The 22063-nt window shown below is 58.6% G+C and carries 20 protein-coding genes; 14 read left to right on the top strand and 6 right to left on the bottom strand.

Annotation, left to right across the window (positions count from 1 at the left end):
- Positions 1 to 17 precede the first annotated feature (17 nt).
- From GOW48_RS12895 to GOW48_RS12870, 6 genes are all read left to right on the top strand, one after another.
- Positions 18 to 1172: a LacI family DNA-binding transcriptional regulator gene (locus GOW48_RS12895; RefSeq protein WP_234899482.1), complete on the top strand. Its 1155-nt coding sequence runs from the start codon at positions 18 to 20 to the stop codon at positions 1170 to 1172.
- Positions 1169 to 2524: an ABC transporter substrate-binding protein gene (locus tag GOW48_RS12890; RefSeq protein WP_170754352.1), complete on the top strand. Its 1356-nt coding sequence runs from the start codon at positions 1169 to 1171 to the stop codon at positions 2522 to 2524. The genes GOW48_RS12895 and GOW48_RS12890 overlap by 4 nt, the downstream gene beginning before the upstream one ends.
- Before the next feature lie 65 nt (positions 2525 to 2589).
- On the top strand, positions 2590 to 3822 hold the full coding sequence (locus GOW48_RS12885) for a carbohydrate ABC transporter permease (protein ID WP_170754350.1): 1233 nt from the start codon (positions 2590 to 2592) through the stop codon (positions 3820 to 3822).
- The gene (locus GOW48_RS12880; RefSeq protein WP_170754348.1) at positions 3822 to 5030 is read left to right on the top strand and encodes a carbohydrate ABC transporter permease; all 1209 of its coding nucleotides are present in this window, start codon (positions 3822 to 3824) and stop codon (positions 5028 to 5030) included. The genes GOW48_RS12885 and GOW48_RS12880 overlap by 1 nt, the downstream gene beginning before the upstream one ends.
- A gap of 5 nt (positions 5031 to 5035) precedes the next feature.
- Complete coding sequence (locus GOW48_RS12875; RefSeq protein WP_331251809.1) at positions 5036 to 6283, top strand: MGH1-like glycoside hydrolase domain-containing protein; 1248 nt, start codon at positions 5036 to 5038, stop codon at positions 6281 to 6283.
- Positions 6283 to 7338 carry an ABC transporter ATP-binding protein gene (locus tag GOW48_RS12870; protein ID WP_170754344.1) on the top strand — a complete coding sequence of 352 codons (1056 nt, stop codon included), beginning with the start codon at positions 6283 to 6285 and terminating at the stop codon, positions 7336 to 7338. Before GOW48_RS12875 ends, GOW48_RS12870 begins: the two co-directional genes overlap by 1 nt.
- Before the next feature lie 192 nt (positions 7339 to 7530).
- Here the strand turns inward: GOW48_RS12870 and GOW48_RS12865 are convergent, their stop codons facing one another.
- From GOW48_RS12865 to pobA, 6 genes are read right to left on the bottom strand one after another with little or no spacing between them, the layout of a single operon-like run.
- Positions 7531 to 8592: a 3-carboxy-cis,cis-muconate cycloisomerase gene (locus GOW48_RS12865; RefSeq protein WP_170754342.1), complete on the bottom strand. Its 1062-nt coding sequence runs from the start codon at positions 8590 to 8592 to the stop codon at positions 7531 to 7533.
- A 36-nt stretch (positions 8593 to 8628) separates the two neighbouring features.
- Positions 8629 to 9480 (bottom strand): 3-oxoadipate:acetyl-CoA acetyltransferase, encoded by an 852-nt coding sequence (locus GOW48_RS12860; RefSeq protein WP_170754340.1) that lies wholly within the window; start codon positions 9478 to 9480, stop codon positions 8629 to 8631.
- A complete protein-coding gene (gene pcaG / locus GOW48_RS12855; RefSeq protein WP_170754338.1) occupies positions 9473 to 10072 on the bottom strand; it encodes a protocatechuate 3,4-dioxygenase subunit alpha in 600 nt (199 codons plus the stop codon). Before pcaG ends, GOW48_RS12860 begins: the two co-directional genes overlap by 8 nt.
- Before the next feature lie 2 nt (positions 10073 to 10074).
- Positions 10075 to 10791 carry a protocatechuate 3,4-dioxygenase subunit beta gene (pcaH, locus tag GOW48_RS12850; RefSeq protein WP_170754336.1) on the bottom strand — a complete coding sequence of 239 codons (717 nt, stop codon included), beginning with the start codon at positions 10789 to 10791 and terminating at the stop codon, positions 10075 to 10077.
- Positions 10788 to 11192, bottom strand: coding sequence for a 4-carboxymuconolactone decarboxylase (gene pcaC / locus GOW48_RS12845; protein ID WP_170754333.1), 405 nt, complete (start codon positions 11190 to 11192; stop codon positions 10788 to 10790). The genes pcaH and pcaC overlap by 4 nt, the downstream gene beginning before the upstream one ends.
- Positions 11193 to 11194: 2 nt before the next feature.
- Positions 11195 to 12364: a 4-hydroxybenzoate 3-monooxygenase gene (gene pobA, locus GOW48_RS12840; protein ID WP_170754331.1), complete on the bottom strand. Its 1170-nt coding sequence runs from the start codon at positions 12362 to 12364 to the stop codon at positions 11195 to 11197.
- Positions 12365 to 12613: 249 nt separating this feature from the next.
- On the opposite strand from pobA, the gene GOW48_RS12835 reads away from it, so the two are divergent.
- From GOW48_RS12835 to boxB, 8 genes are all read left to right on the top strand, one after another.
- Entirely contained in the window at positions 12614 to 13642 is a 1029-nt protein-coding gene (locus GOW48_RS12835) for a TRAP transporter substrate-binding protein (RefSeq protein ID WP_170355237.1), read from the top strand.
- A gap of 82 nt (positions 13643 to 13724) precedes the next feature.
- The gene (locus GOW48_RS12830; RefSeq protein ID WP_170355236.1) at positions 13725 to 14285 is read left to right on the top strand and encodes a TRAP transporter small permease; all 561 of its coding nucleotides are present in this window, start codon (positions 13725 to 13727) and stop codon (positions 14283 to 14285) included.
- Complete coding sequence (locus GOW48_RS12825; protein ID WP_170754329.1) at positions 14282 to 15778, top strand: TRAP transporter large permease; 1497 nt, start codon at positions 14282 to 14284, stop codon at positions 15776 to 15778. The genes GOW48_RS12830 and GOW48_RS12825 overlap by 4 nt, the downstream gene beginning before the upstream one ends.
- A 228-nt stretch (positions 15779 to 16006) precedes the next feature.
- Positions 16007 to 17545 (top strand): benzoate-CoA ligase family protein, encoded by a 1539-nt coding sequence (locus tag GOW48_RS12820; protein ID WP_170754327.1) that lies wholly within the window; start codon positions 16007 to 16009, stop codon positions 17543 to 17545.
- Positions 17542 to 18360 carry an alpha/beta fold hydrolase gene (locus GOW48_RS12815; RefSeq protein ID WP_170754325.1) on the top strand — a complete coding sequence of 273 codons (819 nt, stop codon included), beginning with the start codon at positions 17542 to 17544 and terminating at the stop codon, positions 18358 to 18360. Before GOW48_RS12820 ends, GOW48_RS12815 begins: the two co-directional genes overlap by 4 nt.
- Positions 18357 to 18809, top strand: coding sequence for a DUF309 domain-containing protein (locus GOW48_RS12810; protein ID WP_170754323.1), 453 nt, complete (start codon positions 18357 to 18359; stop codon positions 18807 to 18809). Before GOW48_RS12815 ends, GOW48_RS12810 begins: the two co-directional genes overlap by 4 nt.
- An 80-nt stretch (positions 18810 to 18889) precedes the next feature.
- Positions 18890 to 20548: a 2,3-epoxybenzoyl-CoA dihydrolase gene (boxC, locus tag GOW48_RS12805; protein WP_170754322.1), complete on the top strand. Its 1659-nt coding sequence runs from the start codon at positions 18890 to 18892 to the stop codon at positions 20546 to 20548.
- Between the two features lie 33 nt (positions 20549 to 20581).
- The gene (gene boxB, locus GOW48_RS12800; protein ID WP_170754320.1) at positions 20582 to 22033 is read left to right on the top strand and encodes a benzoyl-CoA 2,3-epoxidase subunit BoxB; all 1452 of its coding nucleotides are present in this window, start codon (positions 20582 to 20584) and stop codon (positions 22031 to 22033) included.
- The last annotated feature ends 30 nt before the right edge of the window (positions 22034 to 22063 follow it).

Below are 22063 nucleotides of genomic sequence, written 5' to 3'. Positions count from 1 at the left end.
GCATTGAAATAGCCTTAATGACTACGAATCTTTCATATCCGCTAATCAACCATTCCAGCCAGATGACTGTGTCCGGCCGAGTTAAGCTGGACGAGTTGGCCGCACATCTTGGCTTGTCCAAGAGCACGGTTTCACGGGCGCTCAACGGGTACTCCGATATTTCTCCGGTTACGCGTGCGCGGGTTGAAAAGGCCGCGCGGGCCTTGGGGTATCGACCGCTCAGTCACGCGCAGGCGATCCGAACCGGGCAGGTTCGGGCTATTGCGATGGTGCTGAACAGCGAAGAGCCGGATCAGCACAATCCCTTCTTGCAGGACTTTCTGGCCGGAGCCTGCCAAGCGGCGAGCAGTCTCGACTGGACCATGACCATCTCTACGGCCACATCCGAGAAAGACACGCTGAAAGTGCTCAGCCGACTTTACCAGGAGCGCAAGGCAGACGGATTCATTCTACCGCGAACAGCAGTGAAGGATGCGCGCATCGGTTTGCTGCGTAGCCTCGACGTTCCGCATATCCTTTACGGGCGCACGGGCTATGGGCAGCCGAACAAGTGGGACGAAACCTCGTGGTTCGACATTGCGGGGGAAAGTGCAATGCGCAACGCCGTTTTGCGGCTGAACGAATTTGGGCATTCGCGTATCGGCTTTGTTGGAAGCGACCCCAAGTTCAACTACGCACATCTGCGCCGTGACGGCTATGCCGAGGGTATGCAGGCTGCTGGCCTGCCTTTGGACACGGATTTAATCCGTGAGGGCGCACGCACGCGCGAAGACGGTGCGTCGCAGGGGCGGGCGCTGATGGCGCTGGAATGTCCTCCGACAGCGATTGTGTTTGCGACCGATCTGGCTGCTCTGGGGTTCTGCGCGGATGCGCAGGATCAGGGTTTCGAAATTGGGCGCGATATTTCGGTGATTGGCTATGACGGCGTACCGGAATGCCAATACGCCCGCCCGGCGCTGACAACCTTCTCGGTGGATTCGCGCAAGGCAGGGCAACGGTTGGCAACCTTGTTGATCCAGCAAATCCAAGGGGCTGACCCCTCGACATTACAAGAACTGGTTGATGCCACCCTTGTTACGGGTGGTTCGGACGGCCCGCCAAGACTGACGCCAGAAGAACTGGCGCAGAAACGACAATATCTAACAAACCAAAAACGGGGAGATCTAACATGAGACTGAAATCCAAAGCGTCCCGGCTGTTGCTTGGAACGTCGCTCGCCTGTGCGCTGACCGCGTTGTCGGCGCAAGCGGACACGATCCGGTTCTGGACCACAGAGGAACAGCCCGAGCGTTTGGCCAAGCAACAAGAGATGGCCGATCAGTTCAAAGTCGAAACCGGCACCACAGTCGAGGTGATCCCGGTCACCGAAAGCGATCTGGGAACGCGCGCTACTGCCGCATTTGCCGCCGGGGACCTGCCGGACGTGGTCTATCACACTTTGCAATACGCTCTGCCTTGGGCCGAGGCTGGTATTCTGGACACCGAAGCCGCGACCGAGGTGATCGAAGAACTGGGTGCTGGCACATTCGCTCCGGGTGCTTTGGCGATGGCTGCGTTCAATGGCGAAACCGCGTCGGTGCCGGTGGATGGCTGGACGCAGATGATTGTCTATCGCAAGGACTTGTTTGACGAGGCCGGACTTGAGGCGCCCAGTTCCTATGCAAATGTCTTGGCCGCGCTGGACAAGCTGCACAACCCGCCCGAGATGTATGGTTTTGTTGCCGCAACCAAGGTGGACGAGAACTTCATGAGCCAGGTGCTGGAGCACGTGTTCCTTGCCAATGGCGTCAGCCCGGTCGGCCCGGATGGGTTCCAGCCTCTGGACGAAGCGAAGACAACCGAGGTCTTGGACTTCTACAAGGCGATTTCAAAAGCGTCGCCTCCGGGTGAGTTGTTCTGGAAGCAATCGCGCGAGCTGTATTTTGATGGCAAAGCCGCGATGATCATCTGGTCGCCCTTCATTCTGGACGAGTTGGCCGGTCTGCGCGACAGCGCGCCGCCAACAATCAACGATGATCCGACCTCGCGCGATTTGGCGTCGAAAACAGGGATTGTCACCAATTTCTCAGGCCCCTCCAACCCGGATGGGGCAGCTTGGGGCGATGTTCGGTATTTTGGGATCACCAATGACGCCGACACGGACGCGGCGATGGAGTTTGTGAAATACGCCATGGATGACGGGTACACCCAAACCTTGTCAATCGCGCCCGAGGGTAAGTTCCCGGTTCGTCGCGGTAACGCCGAAAACCCGACCGCTTTTGCCGAAGCCTGGGCAGAATTGCCTGTAGGCGTCGACCGCAAGGCGCCGCTGGGTGATCTTTATGATCAGGCGATGATAGATGAGATTGTCGGCGGATTGGATGTGGCGCAGCGTTGGGGCGTGGCCGAAGGGCAGCTTTCGCTGGCCTCCAAGATGATCAACAGTCAGGCCATCAACCGGGTTGTGCGCCAGTATATCGATGATGAAATCGACGCCGCGGCTGCCGTGGCCGCGATGAATGATGAGCTTGCCAAGGTCCAGTAAACTCCTGCTTGACCGGCACTAGTAGCGGCGTGCGCGCCGCTACACCTAAACCTCTGAGGTCCCTTATGTCTTCGGCCACCCCACCGACCGGAACCGGGGCGCTAGCCAAACGCGAGGCGCGTCTGGCCTGGGCGTTGCTTTCCCCGACCGTAATCAGCGTATCGCTTGTCGTGATCCTGCCTTTGCTGGCGATCTTCTGGATCAGTTTCAAGCCGTTCACCTTGTCCGATCTGCGGCCGCCCGCACCCGTTGTGCGCGAGAGCTTGCGCGGATCAGGTGATGATTTGCGGATTGAATACCGCGTGCGAAACTCCAGTCAGGATATTGCTGTCACCGGTGTCACCTTAACCGACGTTTTGCCGGATGGCGTGACCGCGGGCGAGGTCTTGGCCCCTTGCGTGCTGGACGGGCAGGATTTGTTCTGTGATTTCGGCACTCTCGAAGGTGGCTATCGCGAACGTGTTCGCATTCCGGTCACGCTGGAAGGTGACCCGGATACTTTCGAAGATCTGATCGAAGGGTCCGAACCCAGCATAACTGGAAGTGGCCCAAGCGTTCTGACCAATTTCGAGTTCAGCCTCGAAAACTTCGCCCGCGTTTTTGACGGAGATGAGTTCTGGGGCGTTTTGTGGGTCACGCTGTTCTACACGGTGTTCGGCACGATCGGGGCGCTGGTGATGGGATTGTTCGCAGCCCTGTTGCTGAACAAAAGTTTCAAAGGGCAAGGGATCATACGGGGTCTTTACCTGTTCCCCTACGTGGCCCCGGTCATTGCCGTCGCCTTTACTTGGGTTACGCTGTTTGATCCGTTCTCAGGCTCTGCCAATGCGCTGCTTGTGCAAATGGGGCTGAGCAGTGAACCTATCAATTTTTTCGGCGAACGTCCTCTGGCCCTGATCATGGTGACAGTGTTCGAGATCTGGCGCTATTTTCCGCTGTCCTTCCTGTTCATTTTGGCGCGAATGCAATCCATCGACTCTAGCATGTATGAAGCGGCAGATATGGATGGGGCGTCACCGTTTCAGAAGTTTTGGCTGCTGAGCATCCCGCAACTGCTGGGCATCCTGTCGGTGCTGTTCCTGCTGCGCTTTATCTGGACGTTCAACAAGTTCGACGACATTTTCCTGCTGACCGGCGGCAACGCGGGGACTCGTACGCTGACCGTGAACGTCTATGAACAGGCCTTTGCGATTTCCAATATCGGGGCAGGGGCGGCGGTGGCCGTGGTGATCCTGATGTGCCTGATCGCCTTCAGCTTTGTCTTCTTCCGTTTCATCAGCCGAGAGGAGGGCCTGTGATGCGCAAAGGCTATTTGACTGGTCCAGCCTTGGGCGCGCTCTGGCTGGTTGTGATTGCGACCACCGTCGCCATTACCATGTCCTTCTCGACAGGAGCAGCGTTTCGACCGCAGGTTTTGCTCTGCCTTCTTTGGGGCGCTGTAGCCGGGTTGATCTATGTGCGTTACCCCGAACGACACGCTATGGCGCGGCTTGGTCTGACGACCATGTTAGGACTGTCGGCCCTGACGCGCTTTGGTCCCGTTCTGATCGGCTCTGAAACGTCCCTGCAGGCTTTGTTGGTGACCGTTTTTGCTATGGCTGTCGTGACGCACCTGTCGCTTACCGCGATATTGCGGGACACGCCGTTTGGGGAACTCACACGGCACGAATTCGAGGATGCCGTGATCCGGTTCTGCACTGGCTTTGGCTGTATCTTTTTCACCGCCATTGTTGTCATCCCTTTCTACGTCATGGTTATGACCAGCTTGAAATCGCAACAGGCGCTTTTGCAGAACCCGTTGGATTTCTCGGTCGACCTGTCGCAGGGCAGTGCGTTGTTCCGCAGCTATACCGAGCTGTTCCGCGACTTCAATTTCGGCACCTACCTGTGGACATCCTTCTATGTCTCGGTCCTGACAGTGTTCATCACGCTGGCCTTCAGTGTACCCGGTGCCTATGCAGTCGCGCGGTTCCGGTTCAAAGGCCAAAAGGCCTTCTCGCGCTCAATCCTGCTGATCTACATGGTGCCGATGATCGTGTTGGCGCTGCCGATCTACATCGCGTTCTCGCTGACGGGCCTGCGCAACTCGATCCTGGGGATCGTTATGATCTACCCGGTCACGACGATCCCGGTCGCCCTATACATGCTGCAAGGCTATTTCCGGGGCCTGCCGACCGAGGTCGAAGAGGCGGGTCTGATGGACGGCCTGTCGCGGCTGGCAGTGATCTGGAAGATCACCTTGCCGCTTAGCCTGCCGGCACTGGCCTCGGTCTCGCTTTACGTCTTCATGATCGCCTGGAACGAGTTCCTGCTGGCCTTCATGCTGCTGGATGACCCGTCGAAATTCACCCTGACCCGAGGTGTCACGATGCTGAATTCCTCGGAAATTCCACGCCAACACCTGATGGCCGGTGCGGTGATTGCCACCGTTCCGATCATGGCCCTGTTTCTGGGGCTTGAACGTTTCATGACCAAGGGCCTGACGGCAGGCTCGGTCAAAGGATGACTGACATGAACTACTATACGACCCCAAGTGAATCGGCCCGCAACATTCTGATCGCCAATGATCGCGGTGGCTATACCATCCCCACCAGCGGCCTTTACCCCTATCAGTGGAACTGGGACAGCGCGATTGCCGCGCTGGGTTTTGCCGAGTTCGACATCACGCGCGCCTGGACCGAACTTGAAACGCTGTTCTCGGGCCAATGGGCGGATGGCATGGTTCCGCATATCTTGTTTCACAAGCCCGATCCGGGTTACTTTCCGGGCCCGGATGTTTGGGGCGGCACCGGACCCATCCCATCTTCGGGCATTATCCAACCACCACTGGCCGCCACAATGGCCCGGCGGGTTTTGGACATAGACCCGACCATTGGGGCAGAGAGGATGCGCGCGCTATTTCCCAAAATGCTGGCCTGGCATCGCTGGATCATGGCATGGCGGCTGGACGATCACGGTGCAGTTTGCACGACGCATCCATGGGAGGCCGGGCGAGACAACGCGCCAGATTGGGACAATACGATGGCGGCGATTGATGCCTCGGATGTGGGTGAATATCAGCGCCGTGACACCAGCCACGTGAACAGCGCGGACCGACCGACAAAATACGATTACGACCGTTACATCAAACTGGTGAACATCGGGCGCGAGGTTGGCTGGGATCAGGAGAAACTGCTGGCATTGAATCCATTCCGTGTGGCCGATCCAACCATGAGTTTCACGACCTTGCGCGCCGCCCGCGATCTGTTGGCTATCAGCAACGGTCTGGGGTTAAAGGCGGAAGGGCTCAGTGAGGATGTGGACATACTGGAAACCGGCGCACGTTCGCTTTGGAATGACGCGCTTGGTGCGTTTGATTCGCGCGATGCGCATACCGGTGAATGGGCGGACAGCGTCTCGAACGCCAGCTACTTGTGTTGGTATGCGGGCATTGACTCTGACCGGATGCTTGAGCGGGTCAAGACGGTTCTGACTACTGTCCCACACCCCATTCCAAGCTATGACCCGCAAATGCCCAAGTTTGACGAACGCCGCTACTGGCGCGGCCCGACATGGGCATTCATGAACATGCTGACAGGTTTCGGACTGGCCGAGATGGGCCATGGGGTTGAAGCCGAAGCCTTGCGTCTGAAAACAGCCCGGCTTATCGCGGGCCATGGATTTGCCGAGTATTTCGACCCTCTTACCGGAGGCCCGGCAGGAGGCAATTCTTTCACTTGGACGGCTGCGGTTTGGCTGCATTGGGCGGGGAAGAACTGATGGGGAGTATCCAGCTTAAAGCCGTCGAGAAATGGTTCGGCGAAGTTCAGGTGATCAAGGGCATCGACCTGGAAATCCAAGACGGTGAGTTTGTCGTTTTCGTGGGGCCGTCTGGTTGCGGCAAGTCCACATTGTTGCGGATGATCGGTGGGCTCGAGGATATCTCGCGCGGATCGCTTCTGATCAATGGCGATGACGTAACCGACCATCCGCCCTCCAAGAGGGGGCTGACGATGGTGTTTCAGTCCTATGCGCTATACCCTCACCTTACCGTGGCCGAAAACATGGGTTTTTCGTTGAAAGTTGCGGGCGTGTCGAAACCTGAAATAGCTGAACGTGTGGGAAAGGCTGCCGAGGTTCTCAAATTGGATCCTTATCTGGAGCGCCGCCCCAAGGATCTTTCCGGCGGCCAACGACAGCGTGTCGCGATCGGCCGGTCGATCGTGCGCGACCCTACTGCGTTCCTGTTCGACGAGCCCTTGTCCAATCTTGATGCCGCTCTGCGGGTCGAAATGCGCTATGAAATCGCGAAACTGCACCAAAGTCTGAACCGAACCATGATCTATGTAACCCATGATCAGGTCGAAGCGATGACTCTGGCCGATCGCATCGTGGTGCTGGAATTCGGCAAGATCGCGCAGGTTGGCACTCCGCGCGAGTTGTACGAACGCCCCGCCAACCTTTTTGTCGCGCAGTTCATTGGCAGCCCAAAGATGAACGTGTTGCCTTGCTCTGTGGCGGGGGACCGGTTTCGTCTGGAAAATGGTGGCATTGGCCCATTTGACCGAACAGGTGACGCGACCCGGTTGGGTATCCGTCCTGAACATATCAGCGTTGTTGAATCTGGTGCGGGGAATAGTGATGGCGTGGTCGAGGTTGTCGAATACCTTGGGGCCGACATGTTCGTTATCGTCGACTGCGGATTTGATGAGAAGGTGACGGTTCGCCTTGGCGGGGATACGCAGATAAAGGCCGGAATGCAGGTTGGCCTTCTTTTCGCGCCTGAGAAACTGCAGTTCTTCGATGGGTCAGGACAGGCGATCAGCGCAAATTAAAAGGGGGATACCTTTCAAGGTTTAGTCTGATCGTTGCCTATGTTTTGCAAAGGCCATCGCTTCCAAAGCATAGTTTCATGAGCTTGTCGAAAAAATGGAGTGGAGTGGTCGCAACTTTGCTAGGCCCCCCAAAAATAGTTCTGATGGTTGAATCCAAGCGGTGCAGGGATCAAGTCAATATGCAGAGCGGCGTCAGGCGGGCGCGACACCAATAGAAACGATCTGAGAGCACAGTGTGGTCGCCGCAGTGAGTGACCGAGCCGTGGTCTGCGCCATAATCGGTAAGATCATCCATTCCAACGCCCAAGCGCTGCCGGATCGTTCCTGTTCATGCACCAATGCGTGATGCATTCCCGATATCTGTGTTGCGTTGAACCGAGCCAAGGTTACCAGCAGTTCGGCCAGAATGGGGTTCTGTTTGTGAGGCATGGCCGAAGATGTCCCGCCGCCGGACAGCGTGATCTCGTCCACGCCCTCTTGGGCCATCAGGCAAATATCCTGCCCGATTTTCCCAAGCGAGCCTGAGATCCGCGACAACAGATTGGCATAATCAACCAAACCGTTGCGGTCGGTCTGCCAACCATGATCCACGTCATGCAACCCCAAAGAGTTGGCAATATGGGTCGCCAAATCCCGCCGCGCGGTCCCAATCGTCTGGCCATCGCCAACAGGGCCGCCTAGCTGAACGCGCTCGATCTTAGGGCGAATGTCTTCGATACTATGGTGAAAGGCATGTAAAGGGCTGCGCCAGGTTCCGATCCGGTGGCCGACGGTGACGGGCAGGGCTGCTTGCATCCGCGTGCGCCCCATGATTTTGCGTTCACTAAACTGTTCACTCAGATCGCCCAACATGTCCGACAGCTGCGACAGGCGCGTTTGCAGCAGGTTGCTGGTCTCGCGCAGGGTCAACGCCAAGGCCGTGTCCATCACGTCTTGGGATGTTGTTCCGGTGTGAATGGCCGGGGCCAATGGGCCTGCATCCGATCTAAGGGCCTGAACCAGAGCCGGTACAGGCAGCCCATCCGCCATGGTGCCAGCGCGCAAGGTATCCATTCCGGGCACGGCCTGTTCAATCCATGCGGCAGCAGCGTCCGCTTGCTCGGCGGGGATTCTTCCGATTGCACCCAACCCGCGCGAATAGGCGGCCTCGAAGGCCAGCATATGGGTAAGTGACCGCTCCGCCGACCAGATCTCTTGTGTCTCGGCATCTCCGAACAGGCCCGAAAACCAGGGGTGCGAGAACAGATCGGTCATAGTCTACGTCCTTATTTTGGGTCGTCCGGCCTAACGTTAGGCCGCAGCCGGGCGCAGGCCCAGAATGGCGCGCGCCTGGTCTACACTCGCAACTGGGCGGTCGTGGGCGTGGCACAGATCGACGGCTCTCTGCACCAGCGCTGCATTGGACGGGGCAAGCGTGTCGCGATCCAAACGCACGTTGTCCTCCAGCCCCGTGCGCACATGCCCGCCCGCCGCGATGGACCATTCGTTCAGCTTGATCTGCCCAGCCCCGATCCCGGCGGCGCACCACGGGACGTCTCCGAACAGGCGGTGCACGGTTTTGACGTAGAAGTCGAATACATCTCGATCCACGGGCATGGCATTGCGGACCCCCATGACGAATTGGACATAGGGCGTATCGGGCAATTGCCCCTCGCGGTGCATCCGGGCCGCTTGCAGGATATGCGACAGGTCAAAAGCCTCGATCTCGGGTTTGACGCCGTAGGTTACCATCTCACTGGCCAACCAGTTCACCAGATCGGGCGGGTTTTCATAAACGCGCGTCGGAAAGTTGTTCGATCCCACCGAAAGCGAGGCCATATCCGGGGACAGCGGCAACATGCCCCCGCGCGCTTTGCCCGCGCCGGACCGCCCCCCGGTTGAAAGCTGCACAATCATGCCGGGGCAGTGCGTTTCGATTCCCTCCTTCAGCGCTGCGAACAGGTCGGGGTCCGAGGTGGGTTTGCCCTCAGCGTCCCGCACATGGCAATGAGCGATAGAGGCTCCGGCCTCGAAAGCTTCATGAGTGCTTTCGATCTGCTCCGGCACGCTGATGGGAACGGCCGGGTTATCGGCCTTGGTGGGCACCGATCCGGTGATCGCCACACAGATGATGCAGGGGGTTTGTGAGACAGGATCAGACATCGAAAAACACCGTTTCTGAAGGGCCTTGCAATTGAATATCGAACCGGTAGCCGCCTTCCACCTGTTCCGCGATAAGAGTTTGCCTGCGCACGGGCTGCTCAATCAGGTTCAGCACCGGATCCGACGCATTTGCCGCCATTTCATCGTGGAAATAAAGCCGCGTGTTGAGGCCTAGATTGATCCCACGTGCAACGAGCCACAAGTTGATATGTGGTGCCATTACTGCGCCGGTTTGGTCTTTAGCAGCGCCCGGTTTGATCGTGTCGAACGCCCATTCACCCGTGTCGAAATCTGGTATCACACGGCCCCAGCCACGAAAGCCCGGATCAACAGAGCCCTGATCGGGATAAACACCATTTGCATCCGCCTGCCATGTTTCGATCAGTACATCCTTGACCGGCGCGCCGGTTCCGTCGCGTACCATACCGCGCACAGTGATCTTCGTCCCTGACGCGTCTGGCCCCGCGATGTCACGGCCTAACTCGTGCCGGTAGATATCGAACCCGGCGTCTCCGGGGGCCAGCCCGATATGCACATAGGGCCCCGCAGTCTGTGAGGGCGTTTCCTTGAGATAGTCCAGCTTTTGCACCATGGTCAGTTCCCCTCGGGCCGGTTTTCGAAATAGGTCGACCGCTGCCCGCGCAGCACGATGTCGAACTTGTAAGCAAGACAATCGAAAGGGACGGAGGCGTTGATATCCAGCGCGGCCACCAGTTGGTCAATCGCGCGCGGGTTGGGGATCGTGTTGATGATCGGACATTTGGCAATCAGCGGGTCGCCTTCAAAGTAAAGCTGCGTGATCAGGCGCTGCGCAAAGCTGGTCCCGAAGACTGACACGTGAATATGCGCAGGCCGCCAACTGCTGACCCAGTTGCGCCAAGGGTAAGCGCCGGGTTTGACGGTGCGAAACTGGTAGTAACCCAGATCATCGGTCAGCGTTCGCCCACAGCCGCCGAAATTCGGGTCGATAGCGGCCAGATAGGTATCTTTCTTGTGTCGATACCGCCCTCCGGCATTGGCTTGCCATATCTCGACCAGAGTATTGGGCACCGGGCGGGCGTTTTCATCCAGCACCCGTCCGTGCAGCAGGATACGCTCGCCCACCGGATCGCCGGTTGTCGCGAAATTGCGCAGCAGGTCATTGTCCAGCGGGTCGATGTCACCATGGCCAAAGGTCGGGCCGGACAGCTCGCTAGTGGTTCCTTCCAGAGACAAAAGCGGCTGTCTCGGAGACCGCGTCACGCTGGTCTTGTAGTTGGGGTCCAAGGCTTGCGGATGCCAGGCCCTGTCGCGTGGGAAAAGCTGGGTCATTCCGCCATGTCCTCCATCTCGGAAAAGGTTTGTTTGGCAAGGGCAATGGCCCGATTGGCGCAGGGAACGCCGGCATAGACGGCGGCGTGCAGGAACGCCTGAAGGATATCGTCTTTCGACGCCCCGGTATTGGCGCAGGCGCGCACATGCATGGGGATCTCGTCAAAGTTCCGCGTCGCGGCCAGCAGTGCCAGCGTAATCATAGACCGCTCGCGCGGGGTGATCGTGTCGTCCGCCCACAGCGTGCCCCACGCAGTTTCGGTGATCATGTCCTGAAACGGCGCGTCAAAGGCGGTTTTGCGCGCCTCGGCGCGATCTACATGGGCGTCGCCCAGAACCTTGCGGCGCACGGACATGCCGGTTGCATGGCGATCCATCCCGTTCCCCTTTTCGTCGGTCATCTTCAATACGGCAGCCCCACATAGTTCTCGGCCATCGCTTTTTGCGCGGCTTCGTTGCTGCGCAGAAAGTCAATCTCGGCCCGTTGCATCTTGAGGTCAAATTCGGACTGGTCGGGAAAGCGGTGCAGCAGCGTTGAAAACCACCAGCTGAACCGCTCGGCCTTCCAAACCCGCGCCAGAGCGTTTTGCGAATAGGCGTCGATCCCGGCCTCAGACCCGTCTTGGTAGTAGTCCTTCAAGCCCTGAAACAGGTAGTGCACGTCCGAGGCCGCCGTGTTCAGCCCCTTGGCCCCGGTTGGGGGCACGATATGCGCGGCATCCCCACACAGAAACAGCCGCCCCCATCGCATCGGTTCAGTCACGAAGGAGCGCAGTGGCGCGATGGACTTTTCGATCGACGGGCCGGTTACAAGGCGATCAGCATATTCCTGTGGAATGCGGCGTTTCAGCTCGGCCCAAAAGGCGGCATCGGTCCAGTCTTCAGGGTGATCGGACAGGGAGCATTGGATGTAGTATCGGCTGAGCGCCTCGTTGCGTATCGAGCAAAGCGCAAAGCCGCGATGGGACGAGGCATAGATCAGTTCGTGATGCACAGGCGGGGTTTCGGACAGAATGCCCAGCCAGCCGAAGGGATAGATCTTTTCGTATTCGCGCCGGACTGACAGCGGGATGGTTTGGCGGCTGACCCCGTGAAATCCGTCGCAGCCCGCGACGAAATCCGCATCGATACGCTGATCCTGACCATCAGTGGTGAAGGTCACATAGGGGGCGTCGGTTTCAGCGTCATGAATGGTGACGTTTTCGGCGTTGAAGATCATCGCGCCACCTGCGGCCTCGCGCGCGTCATAGAGGTCGCGGGTCACTTCGGTCTGGCCGTAAACCAGAACCGGGGTGCCGGTGTGGTGTTGGAAGTCGACCCGGAAGCAGTCGTCTTCGACCGCGATCAACGTGCCGCTATGTTCAATTGCCTCAGCGTGCAGGCGCGCGCTGACGCCTGCCTGATCCATCAGGTCGACAAAGCCCTGCTCCAGCACGCCGGCGCGGATGCGGCCCAGCACATAGTCCTTGGTCCGACGCTCCAGAACGATGCTTTCGATTCCCTGCGTTGCCAGAAGCTGTGACAACAGCAAACCCGACGGCCCACCGCCGATCACAAGAACTTGCGTCCGCATCTTATCCTCCTGTCCCCGGTGTGCAGGATTGCATTGTGCAAGAGGTTTCGCAACGCACGGATGCGGCCATACCGTTGCGATAAAAGCATAAGGGGGCCATACATGATCCCATGCGATGACTGGATACCGCCCCGTATCGGACCTAGGACGCTGGACTGATGATAAGCGGGTTTGCAAAAAAAGTTGCGATATTATGCATGTTATGCATTAAATTGCATCGCGACGCATCGCGCAGAGGAGGAGGAACCAATGAAGATTAAACGCACGCTGATCGGGGCGTTAGGGGCTTTGGCCCTAAGCATGGGGACGGCAGCAACGGCTGCCGAATATGAATTCAACCTGCAAAGCTTCTTACCTGCGCAGGCGACGATCCCATCGAAAATCATCGACGTCTGGGCTGATAAGATCGAAGAGGATTCGGGCGGACGTATCGAAATCACCCGCTATCCTTCGATGCAACTGGGCGGCAAGCCGCCGGAACTGCTGGATCAGGTGATCGACGGCGTGATCGACATGACCTGGAACGTCATCGGCTATACGCCGGGCCGCTTCCCGTCGACCGAAGTGTTCGAACTGCCCTTCCTGGTGAATGACGCCAAGCCCGCTTCGGCCGCGTTCTGGACCTTGCTGGAAGAAGACATCGCCGCGCGTGAGTTTTCGGACGTGAAGGTTCTGGGTGGCTGGGTCCACGGCCCCGGCATGATCCATGCCAATAAAGAGGTTCTGACGCCAGACGATTTCAACGGCATGAAAATCCGTGGCGCCTCGCGTCAGGTCAACGCCTTGCTCAGCACGTTGGGCGCGACCCCGGTGGGTATGCCTGTGCCCGCGGTGCCCGAGGCGCTGTCCAAGGGTGTGATCGACGGCACGACCATTCCGTGGGAAGTGACCAAAGCGCTGAAAGTGCCGGAACTGGTGGAAAATCACACCGAATTCACCGGGCCGATGATGTACACCGTGACCTTCGTTCTTGCCATGAACAAGGACAAGTACGCCGCACTGCCGGATGATCTGAAGGCCGTCATCGACGACAACTCGGGTCTGGAGTTCTCCATGTTCGCAGGCGAAGTCCAGCAGGCCTATGACGAACCCGCGCGTGAAATCGCGCTGGATCGCGGGAACAACGTGGTGACTCTGGACGCTGAACAATCCGCCGCCTGGGCCGAGGCCGCACAGCCTGTCTATGACACCTGGCTGTCCGAGATGAACGAAAAGGGCATTGACGGTCAGGCCCTGATCGATCGGGCCAAAGCGTTGATGAACGAGTACGGCAGCTAAGCCGGACCTTCCGCGCGGCGTATTCCGAACGCCGCGCGGCAATTATTCCAAAATCTGCATCGGCACCGTTGGTGGAGGGGACATGCACCAAACGATAGAAAAGCTGGCGCGCGGCATGGCATTGCTGGGCGGCGCTGTTCTGACGGCTTTGATCCTGTTGATCTGTATCTCGGTTCTGGGCCGGTCCCTCAATACATTGCTGCATGGGTGGATCGGGCAGGTTGCGCCGGGCTTTTCCGAATGGGCTCTGGGGCTGGGTGTCGGGCCTATCAATGGCGATTTTGAGATTGTCGAGGCGGGCGTGGCCTTTGCCATCTTTGCCTTCCTGCCGCTCTGTCAGCTGAATTCGGGTCATGCGGTCGTGGATATTTTCACCTCGAAACTATCGCCTCGGGTTGACCGTATCTTGCGCATGTTGGCCGAGGTGGTCTTTGCCGCCGTTCTGGTACTGATCGCAGTGCAGTTGTTTGGGGGCATGATGGCGAAGCTGCGGTTTGGTGAGAATACGTTTATCCTGCAATTCCCTGTCTGGTGGGGTTATGCCGCCAGCTTTTGCGCGGCCGTGGTGGCCGCAGTCGTCGGTCTTTATATGGCGGGCATTCGCATCCGCGAATGCGCGACAGGAAAGGAAATCCTGCCGTGAGCGATCTCGCCATCGGGTTGCTGTCCTTTCCCGCGCTGCTTTTGTTGATTTTCGCCCGCGTTCCGATCGGGTTGGCCATGTTCGTCACCGGTCTGATCGGGATCGTGACTGTCACCGGCAACCTGAATATCCCGTTGGGCCGGCTGAAATCCGAGACCTACACGACCTTCTCCAGCTATTCCCTGTCGATTGTGCCGATGTTCCTGCTGATGGGTTATTTTGCCACGCTGGGCGGGATGTCGACGGCCTTGTTTAAGGCTGCCGAGGGCTTTTTGGGCCATCGCCGGGGCGGTGTCGCCATGGCCGCGATCGGAGCTTGCGCTGGGTTCGGGGCGATCTGCGGATCGTCGCTGGCGACGGCGGCCACGATGGGGCGCGTGGCACTGCCTGAGTTACGTCGGTATGGCTATGCCGGCGGCTTCTCGACCGCCACGTTGGCCGCCGGGGGGACACTGGGCATTCTGATCCCGCCTTCAGTCGTGTTGGTGATCTACGCGATCCTGACCGAACAGAATATCGCCAAGCTGTTTCTGGCCGCATTCATCCCCGGAGTTCTGGCGGCTTTGGGCTATGTGGTTGCGGTTTCAGTCTATGTGCGCCTTTACCCAGACAGCGCCGGAACCCGTCCTGCCGTGCCTTACCGTGAACGGTTTCGGTTGCTGCTAGACGTCTGGCCCGTGCTGGTTGTCTTTGGCGGCGTCGTCGGCGGCATTTATGCGGGGTGGTTCACGCCCACAGAAGGCGCTGCTGTGGGTGCGGCTGGAACCGGACTTATTGCGCTTGCGAATGGCGGGCTGACATGGTCGACGCTGAAAGACAGCTTCACCACCACAGCCAAATCCACCGCGATGATCTTTTTCATCATTCTGGGCGCAGGGTTTTATAACGGGTTTCTGGCGCTGACGAATGTGCCGCAGGAACTGGCGAGTTTCGTGCTGAGTCAGGGCTTCAGCCCCTGGGCAATTCTGGCTCTGATCCTGGTGTTTTACCTGATCCTGGGCTGCGTGATGGACAGCCTCAGCATGATCCTGTTGACGATTCCCATCTTCTACCCGGTCATATCCGTGCTGGATTTCGGCTTGGTCGACCTGATCGCGATGCAACATGATGCAGCCCGCGCTGCTCTGGCCGGAGCCGCCGACATTGCCCCCGACATCCGCGCCGAGGTCGAGGTCCTGATTGCCTCAGGGGCCGAGATCAGTCGCGATTTGCAGAAAGAGATCGGTATCCGAGTCACACAAGGCATGGCCGACCGCATCGCCGAAGAGCGCACAGCCATTTGGTTCGGTATCCTTGTGTTGATCGTGGTTGAGGTCGGGTTGATTACGCCTCCAGTCGGGATGAATCTGTTTGTGATCAACACGATGGACCGTGAAACCCGTATGACCGAGACCTACAAGGCCGTGCTGTTCTTTGTCGGATCTGACATCCTGCGTGTTGTCCTTTTGGTGCTGTTCCCGGCGATCACCCTATTCCTGATCCCATTTGGCTGATCTGCGCCGATTTGTGCAAGAAAATGCACAAACGCAAAAAACACTGTTGCAAACATATCCGGGAGATGTGCATTATAACGCATATTTCAGGCGTCGGGGCGGAATTTTCCAAAAACCTCGATTCGAATGATCCCCCAACGTGGCGTCCCATAGGGGAGATGGGTCGCACATCAGGGTGATTGTTTTTCCGGCAAGCAGCCGCTGGCCTGTCGAGGGGAGGAGGAACCCGTGTCAGAAAACCAGAATTCAGCCCTTTGGTTTGTGGATCGTCACCTGCGCGAAGGGCGCGGCGACAAAGTGGCCTTTCACGAGGCCGACGGGCAGCAACGCACGCTGACCTATCGCGCCCTGGCCGAGGAAAGCGCGCGGTTTGCGGGCGCGCTGGCGCGACATGACGTGCGCCGCGAAGAACGTGTGGCGATGGTTGTGCTGGACCAGATCGAATTTCCGATCCTGTTCTGGGGCGCGATCAAGGCCGGAGCCATTCCGGTGCCGATCAATACATTGCTATCCGCGCCGGTCTATGCCGCGACCCTGAACGATAGCCGCGCGACCGTCCTGATCGTATCGGCCGAGATGTGGGCCACAGTCGCACCTGCGGTCCAAGGCAATACAAATCTGCGGCAGGTGATCGTTATAGGCGACGCGCCCGATGGCACCACCAGCCTTGAGGCGTTCATGGATGGGGCCACGCCAGTGGAAACCGTCACCTCGGACAGTGATGAGGCCGCGTTCTGGCTCTATTCCTCGGGCTCGACGGGTCTGCCGAAAGGTGTGCGCCATGTGCAGTCCAGCCTTCGGGCCACCGCCGATACATTCGGGGCGCAGGTGCTGGGTATCCGTGAGGATGACGTGGTCTTTTCCGTCGCCAAGCTGTTCTTTGCCTATGGGTTGGGCAACGGGCTGACCTTTCCGCTGTCGGTTGGGGCAACGACGATCCTGCTGGGTGGCCGCCCAACGCCGGATGTGGCGTTCCAGATCATCGCCGTCCACAAGCCGACGCTCTTTTGCGGCGTGCCGACTTTCTTTGCCGCGATGAACGCACGGTTCGAGGCGGGCGATCTACAAAGCGAACCCAATCTGCGCCTGTGCACCTCGGCTGGCGAGGCGCTGCCCCGCGAGGTGGGTGAGGCATGGGAAAAGAACATGGGTGCGCAGATTGTGGATGGCGTGGGCTCGACCGAGATGCTGCATATCTTCCTGTCAAACCGGCCCGGTGACATCGTCTACGGAACCTCGGGCACAGCGGTGCCCGGCTATGACGTGCGTCTGGTCGACGAAGCTGATCAGGACGTGGCGGATGGCGAGGTGGGCGAGCTGCTGGTGCGGGGCCCGTCCTCGGCCGAAAGCTATTGGAACCGACGCGATAAATCGCGTACCACCTTCGAAGGTGAATGGACCCGGACCGGTGACAAATACGAGCGCACGCCGGAGGGTCGCTATATCTATTGCGGGCGCACGGATGACATGTTCAAGGTGTCCGGCATCTGGGTCAGCCCGTTCGAGATTGAACAGACGCTGATCGAACACCCCGCCATCCTTGAGGCCGCGATTGTAGCCCATGCCGACGAACAAGGCTTGGACAAGCCCCGCGCTTTTGTCGTTCTGAAAGATGGTCAAAGCGCGGATGCGATCGGGGATCTGAAGGACTTTGTCCAAGACCGGATTGGCAAGTGGAAATATCCGCGCTGGGTCGAGGTGGTGGACGATCTGCCCAAAACTGCAACCGGCAAAATCCAACGTTTCAAACTGAGGGAAACCGCATGATCTGGCAGGATGGCGGCTCGGGCCGCATGGATGTGAATGGCACGGAACTGGAATACGGCACCTGGGGCCCTGCGCCACAGGATGCGCCGACCATCGTGATGCTGCACGAAGGGCTGGGGTGTTTAGCGATGTGGCGGGATTTCCCGGCCGAGATTTCGGCGGCAACCGGCTTTGGTGTTCTGGCCTATTCCCGCTCGGGCTACGGCCAGTCCGGTCCAGCAGAATTGCCGCGTCCTCTGGACTACATGACCGTCGAAGCGCAGCAGGTTCTGGGTCCCGTTCTGGATCAGGCTGGTATTCAGCGGGCGGTTCTGCTGGGCCATTCCGACGGTGCGACGATTGCGGCGATCTATGCGGGTTCGGTCTCGGACCAGCGGGTGCGGGGGCTAATCCTGATGGCGCCGCATTTCTTTACCGAAGAGACGGGGTTGGCCTCGATTGCCGCCGCACGGGGGGCGTTCGATACCGGCGATCTGGCTGGGCGGCTGGCGTCTTATCACCGCGACCCGGCGGCGACGTTTAATGGCTGGTGTGATGCGTGGCTGGACCCCGGTTTCCGCAATTGGAACGTGGCGGATGTTATCGACTACCTGCGCATTCCGACGCTTGCGATTCAGGGGCGTGATGATCAGTATGGCACACTGGCTCAGATTGCCGAGGTTGAAACCCGCAGCTATGCTCCAGTCGAAACAGCCATACTGGACAATTGTCGACACGCCCCTCAGTTTGATCAACCCACAGCAACCCTGACAGCAATCGCAGAGTTCACCGCCCGGCTTGAGCGGTTGGAACAGGCAATGCCTGAAATGGCATGACCAGCGACTGTTGGCCTCCGCACGCTTACGTACCGGGTCAGACAGCGCGTCACCCCGAAGGTCTGTTTGACCCGCTGAAAACCGGCCTGTCGGATGTTGCGCCGTCGGATCTAGTGGGTACATCTGCCTGGACCAGCGGATTGGCCTTTCTGAACGAAGGGTATTTTTGGGAGGCGCATGAGGTGCTTGAGGCCGTCTGGCTGGCCTGCCCGCCCAATTCGCCAGAACGTCTGATGGTGCAGGCGGTTATTCAATACGCAAACGCCTGTCTTAAAGGCCGGATGGGGCAGCCTCGCGCGATGGCGCGGCTAATGACCCTATCCGATGATCTGGCTTGCGAGGCGGTGGACCGGGCAGGAGGGGCTGTTCTGGGTTTGAATGGTGGAATGTGCAAAATAATGCACAAAAAAGTAGACGAAGAGAGCAGAGCTGGCAAAAAATGCATCTAAAGGATGCGTTATTTTGCACTCATTCCTTTACTCGATACATGCAGCGCACTATCCTGCATGACTGAACGTAGGAGTTGCACATGACCAAGGTCATCAATTTTCAGACCGATCCATCGCAGTATCGCCATTGGCGGGTGGAATATGATGGGCCGGTTGCGAACCTGATTATGGATGTCGACGAAGATCAGGGGCTGTTCGAGGGGTATCAACTCAAGCTGAACTCTTACGATCTGGGCGTCGATATCGAACTGGCTGATATCGTGCAACGGATGCGCTTTGAACATCCCGAGGTGAAAGTGGTCGTCATGCAATCCGGTAAGGACCGGGTGTTCTGCGCGGGTGCAAATATCCGGATGCTCGGGGGGGCTGCCCACAGCCACAAGGTGAACTTCTGCAAATTCACCAATGAGACGCGCAACACCTACGAAGCCGCCGAAAAAGACAGTGGCCAGAAATATATTGCTGCCGTCAAAGGCGCCTGCGCCGGGGGTGGTTATGAGCTGGCGCTGGCCTGCAATCACATCATGCTGACCGATGACAGCACATCCTCGGTCGCGCTGCCCGAGGTGCCTCTGTTGGCGGTTCTACCCGGAACTGGTGGGCTGACGCGAGTGACGGATAAACGCAAGGTGCGGCGCGATCTGGCCGATGTGTTCTGCTCGACCGAAGAAGGGGTCAAAGGCAAGCGGGCGCTGGATTGGCGTCTGGTGGATGAGGTCGTGCCGAACTCCAAGTTCGACGCCACGGTGCAAGAACGTGCCCGCGAATTCGCCGCCGCGATGCCCAAGCCGGATGCCACTGGGGTTGCTTTGGGTCCGTTGGACAAGACGGTCGGCGAAGATGGCTCGGTCACGTATAGCCTGATTGAGGTGGCTGTTGATCGGGATGCCCGCAAGGCGACCGTGACGATCAGTGGCCCGGATGCCGACGCGCCGCAGGACATGGCCGCGTTCACGGCGCAGGGGGATCAGGCCTATCTGTTGCGGCTGGCGCGCGAACTGGACGACGCCATCCTGCACCTGCGCCTGAATGAGATGGAGTTGGGGCTTCTGGTCTTCCGCACCCAAGGCGACCCCGAGCTGTTCCAGGCGCATGAGGCGCTGTTGTTGGCCAACCGTGACCACTGGTTGGCCAACGAGGTGCTGCAGTATTGGAAGCGCCTAATGAAACGGATCGACGTCACATCACGGTCGATGTCAGCGCTGGTCGAACATGGCTCGTGCTTTACCGGTATTCTGGCCGAAATCCTGTGGGCGGTGGATCGCACATATATGATGGAAGACGAGTTCGAAGGCGACAATCGTCCCTTGGCGACGGTCACTCTGACTGATGCGAATTTTGGACCTTTGCCCATGGGCAATGACCTGACCCGGCTTGAAACCCGGTTCTACGGCACGCCCGATGCGGCGGGCCAGATGGAAGACCATAAAAACACCTCGCTGGATGCCGAAGCTGCCGACAAGCTGGGCCTTGTGACGATGATCCTGGATGACATCGACTGGGAAGACGAGATCCGCATCTTCGAGGAAGAGCGCGCCTCATTCAGCCCCGATGCAATGACCGGGATGGAAGCGAACCTGCGTTTCGCGGGCCCCGAAACCATGGAAACCCGCATCTTTGGCCGCCTGACCGCATGGCAGAACTGGATTTTCAACCGTCCCAATGCAGTGGGTCCCGATGGCGCGTTGCAACGGTACGGCACCGGGTTGCGCGGCGAATATGACATGGAACGTGTGTGACAGGTTCCGTCCGAGCTTCATCAGGAGAAAGATATGCTAGACGTCATCAACGTAAGTTACGACACTCAGATCCCCAACAATGTCGGCCTGAGTCAGGACCGCAAGGTACTGAAAGCGCTTGAGAAATGGCATCCCGGCTATATCGACTGGTGGAACAGGCTGATCCCACAGAACTTTCAGGAATCCATGGTCTATCTGCGCACTGCCGTCAGTGTTGACCCCAAAGGCTGGGCCAAGTTCGACTATGTGAAAATGCCGGAATACCGTTGGGGCGTTTTGCTGGCCCCGCAGGTCGAAGAGCGCATCATTCCAATGGGTGAGCATAAGGGTGAGAAAGCATGGCAGGAGGTGCCGGGCGAATACCGCAACATGCTTAAACGTCTGATTGTCATTCAGGGCGATACCGAGCCGGGCTCGGTCGAACAGCAGCGGTTCTTGGGTCTGACTGCGCCATCGCTTTATGACATGCGGAACCTGTTTCAGGTCAACGTGGAAGAAGGCCGCCACCTGTGGGCGATGGTTTATCTGCTGCAGAAATACTTTGGCAAGGACGGCCGGGAAGAGGCGGATGACCTGCTGATCCGGTCCTCGGGCTCCGAAGAAGCGCCGCGGATGCTGGGCGCCTTTAACGAAGAAACACCCGATTGGCTGTCCTTCTTCATGTTCACCTATTTCACCGACCGTGACGGCAAAATGCAGCTGGAAAGCCTTGCGCAATCTGGGTTTGATCCGCTCAGCCGGACATGCCGCTTTATGCTGACCGAAGAGGCCCACCATATGTTCGTGGGCGAAACAGGTGTCAGCCGTATCGTGCAACGCACCTGCGAGGCGATGAACGAGGCCGGTTTGACCGACCCCTACGATATCGGCAAGGTCCGCGATCTGGGCGTGATCGACCTGCCGACGATCCAGAAAAAGCTGAACCTGCACTATTCGCTGTCGCTGGACTTGTTCGGGCAGGAGGTCTCGACCAATGCCGCCAACGCCTTCAACGCGGGTATCAAGGGCCGGTATATGGAGAACCGTATCGACGACGACCACATGCTGCAAAGCGACACCTATGCGGTGAAATCCATCGTTGATGGGGCGATCGTGACTCAGGACGTGCCTGCACTGACCGCGATCAACATGCGGTTGCGCGACGACTATGTCCGAGATGCCTCGGGCGGTGTCGGGCGCTGGAACAAGATCATCCAGAAAGCCGGGATCGAGTTCAACTTGGCCCTGCCAGACGAGGCGTTCCACCGCCAGATCGGCGTCTTTGCCGCGATTAAGGCCAATCCCGAAGGTGATATCATCTCTGAGGCGGAGTGGGCCGCGAATGCCGACAAATGGCTGCCTTCCAAAGAAGATGGGGCTTATATCCAGTCGCTTATGGTGCCGTGCTATGAGCCCGGCAAATACGCAGGCTGGATCTCGGCCCCGAAGGTTGGGATCGATAACAAGCCCGGCGATTTCGAATATGTGAAACTGCACATGGCCTGATTTTGGGCCTGTTTGGCAGGGCGGTGGGGA

The organism is Ruegeria lacuscaerulensis (assembly GCF_013033355.1).
Lineage (GTDB): Bacteria > Pseudomonadota > Alphaproteobacteria > Rhodobacterales > Rhodobacteraceae > Ruegeria > Ruegeria lacuscaerulensis_A.
Note: the sequence above shows the minus strand (reverse complement) of the source record. Positions and strands in the feature narration are given on the sequence as shown.

Bases quoted from the DNA above. Each gene is read 5' to 3' on its own strand.
- GOW48_RS12895 (WP_234899482.1), top strand. From the start codon at position 18: ATGACTACGAATCTTTCATATCCGCTAATCAACCATTCCAGCCAGATG.
- GOW48_RS12890 (WP_170754352.1), top strand. From the start codon at position 1,169: ATGAGACTGAAATCCAAAGCGTCCCGGCTGTTGCTTGGAACGTCGCTC.
- GOW48_RS12885 (WP_170754350.1), top strand. From the start codon at position 2,590: ATGTCTTCGGCCACCCCACCGACCGGAACCGGGGCGCTAGCCAAACGC.
- GOW48_RS12880 (WP_170754348.1), top strand. From the start codon at position 3,822: ATGCGCAAAGGCTATTTGACTGGTCCAGCCTTGGGCGCGCTCTGGCTG.
- GOW48_RS12875 (WP_331251809.1), top strand. From the start codon at position 5,036: ATGAACTACTATACGACCCCAAGTGAATCGGCCCGCAACATTCTGATC.
- GOW48_RS12870 (WP_170754344.1), top strand. From the start codon at position 6,283: ATGGGGAGTATCCAGCTTAAAGCCGTCGAGAAATGGTTCGGCGAAGTT.
- GOW48_RS12865 (WP_170754342.1), bottom strand. From the start codon at position 8,592: ATGACCGATCTGTTCTCGCACCCCTGGTTTTCGGGCCTGTTCGGAGAT.
- GOW48_RS12860 (WP_170754340.1), bottom strand. From the start codon at position 9,480: ATGTCTGATCCTGTCTCACAAACCCCCTGCATCATCTGTGTGGCGATC.
- pcaG (WP_170754338.1), bottom strand. From the start codon at position 10,072: ATGGTGCAAAAGCTGGACTATCTCAAGGAAACGCCCTCACAGACTGCG.
- pcaH (WP_170754336.1), bottom strand. From the start codon at position 10,791: ATGACCCAGCTTTTCCCACGCGACAGGGCCTGGCATCCGCAAGCCTTG.
- pcaC (WP_170754333.1), bottom strand. From the start codon at position 11,192: ATGACCGACGAAAAGGGGAACGGGATGGATCGCCATGCAACCGGCATG.
- pobA (WP_170754331.1), bottom strand. From the start codon at position 12,364: ATGCGGACGCAAGTTCTTGTGATCGGCGGTGGGCCGTCGGGTTTGCTG.
- GOW48_RS12835 (WP_170355237.1), top strand. From the start codon at position 12,614: ATGAAGATTAAACGCACGCTGATCGGGGCGTTAGGGGCTTTGGCCCTA.
- GOW48_RS12830 (WP_170355236.1), top strand. From the start codon at position 13,725: ATGCACCAAACGATAGAAAAGCTGGCGCGCGGCATGGCATTGCTGGGC.
- GOW48_RS12815 (WP_170754325.1), top strand. From the start codon at position 17,542: ATGATCTGGCAGGATGGCGGCTCGGGCCGCATGGATGTGAATGGCACG.
- GOW48_RS12810 (WP_170754323.1), top strand. From the start codon at position 18,357: ATGACCAGCGACTGTTGGCCTCCGCACGCTTACGTACCGGGTCAGACA.
- boxC (WP_170754322.1), top strand. From the start codon at position 18,890: ATGACCAAGGTCATCAATTTTCAGACCGATCCATCGCAGTATCGCCAT.
- boxB (WP_170754320.1), top strand. From the start codon at position 20,582: ATGCTAGACGTCATCAACGTAAGTTACGACACTCAGATCCCCAACAAT.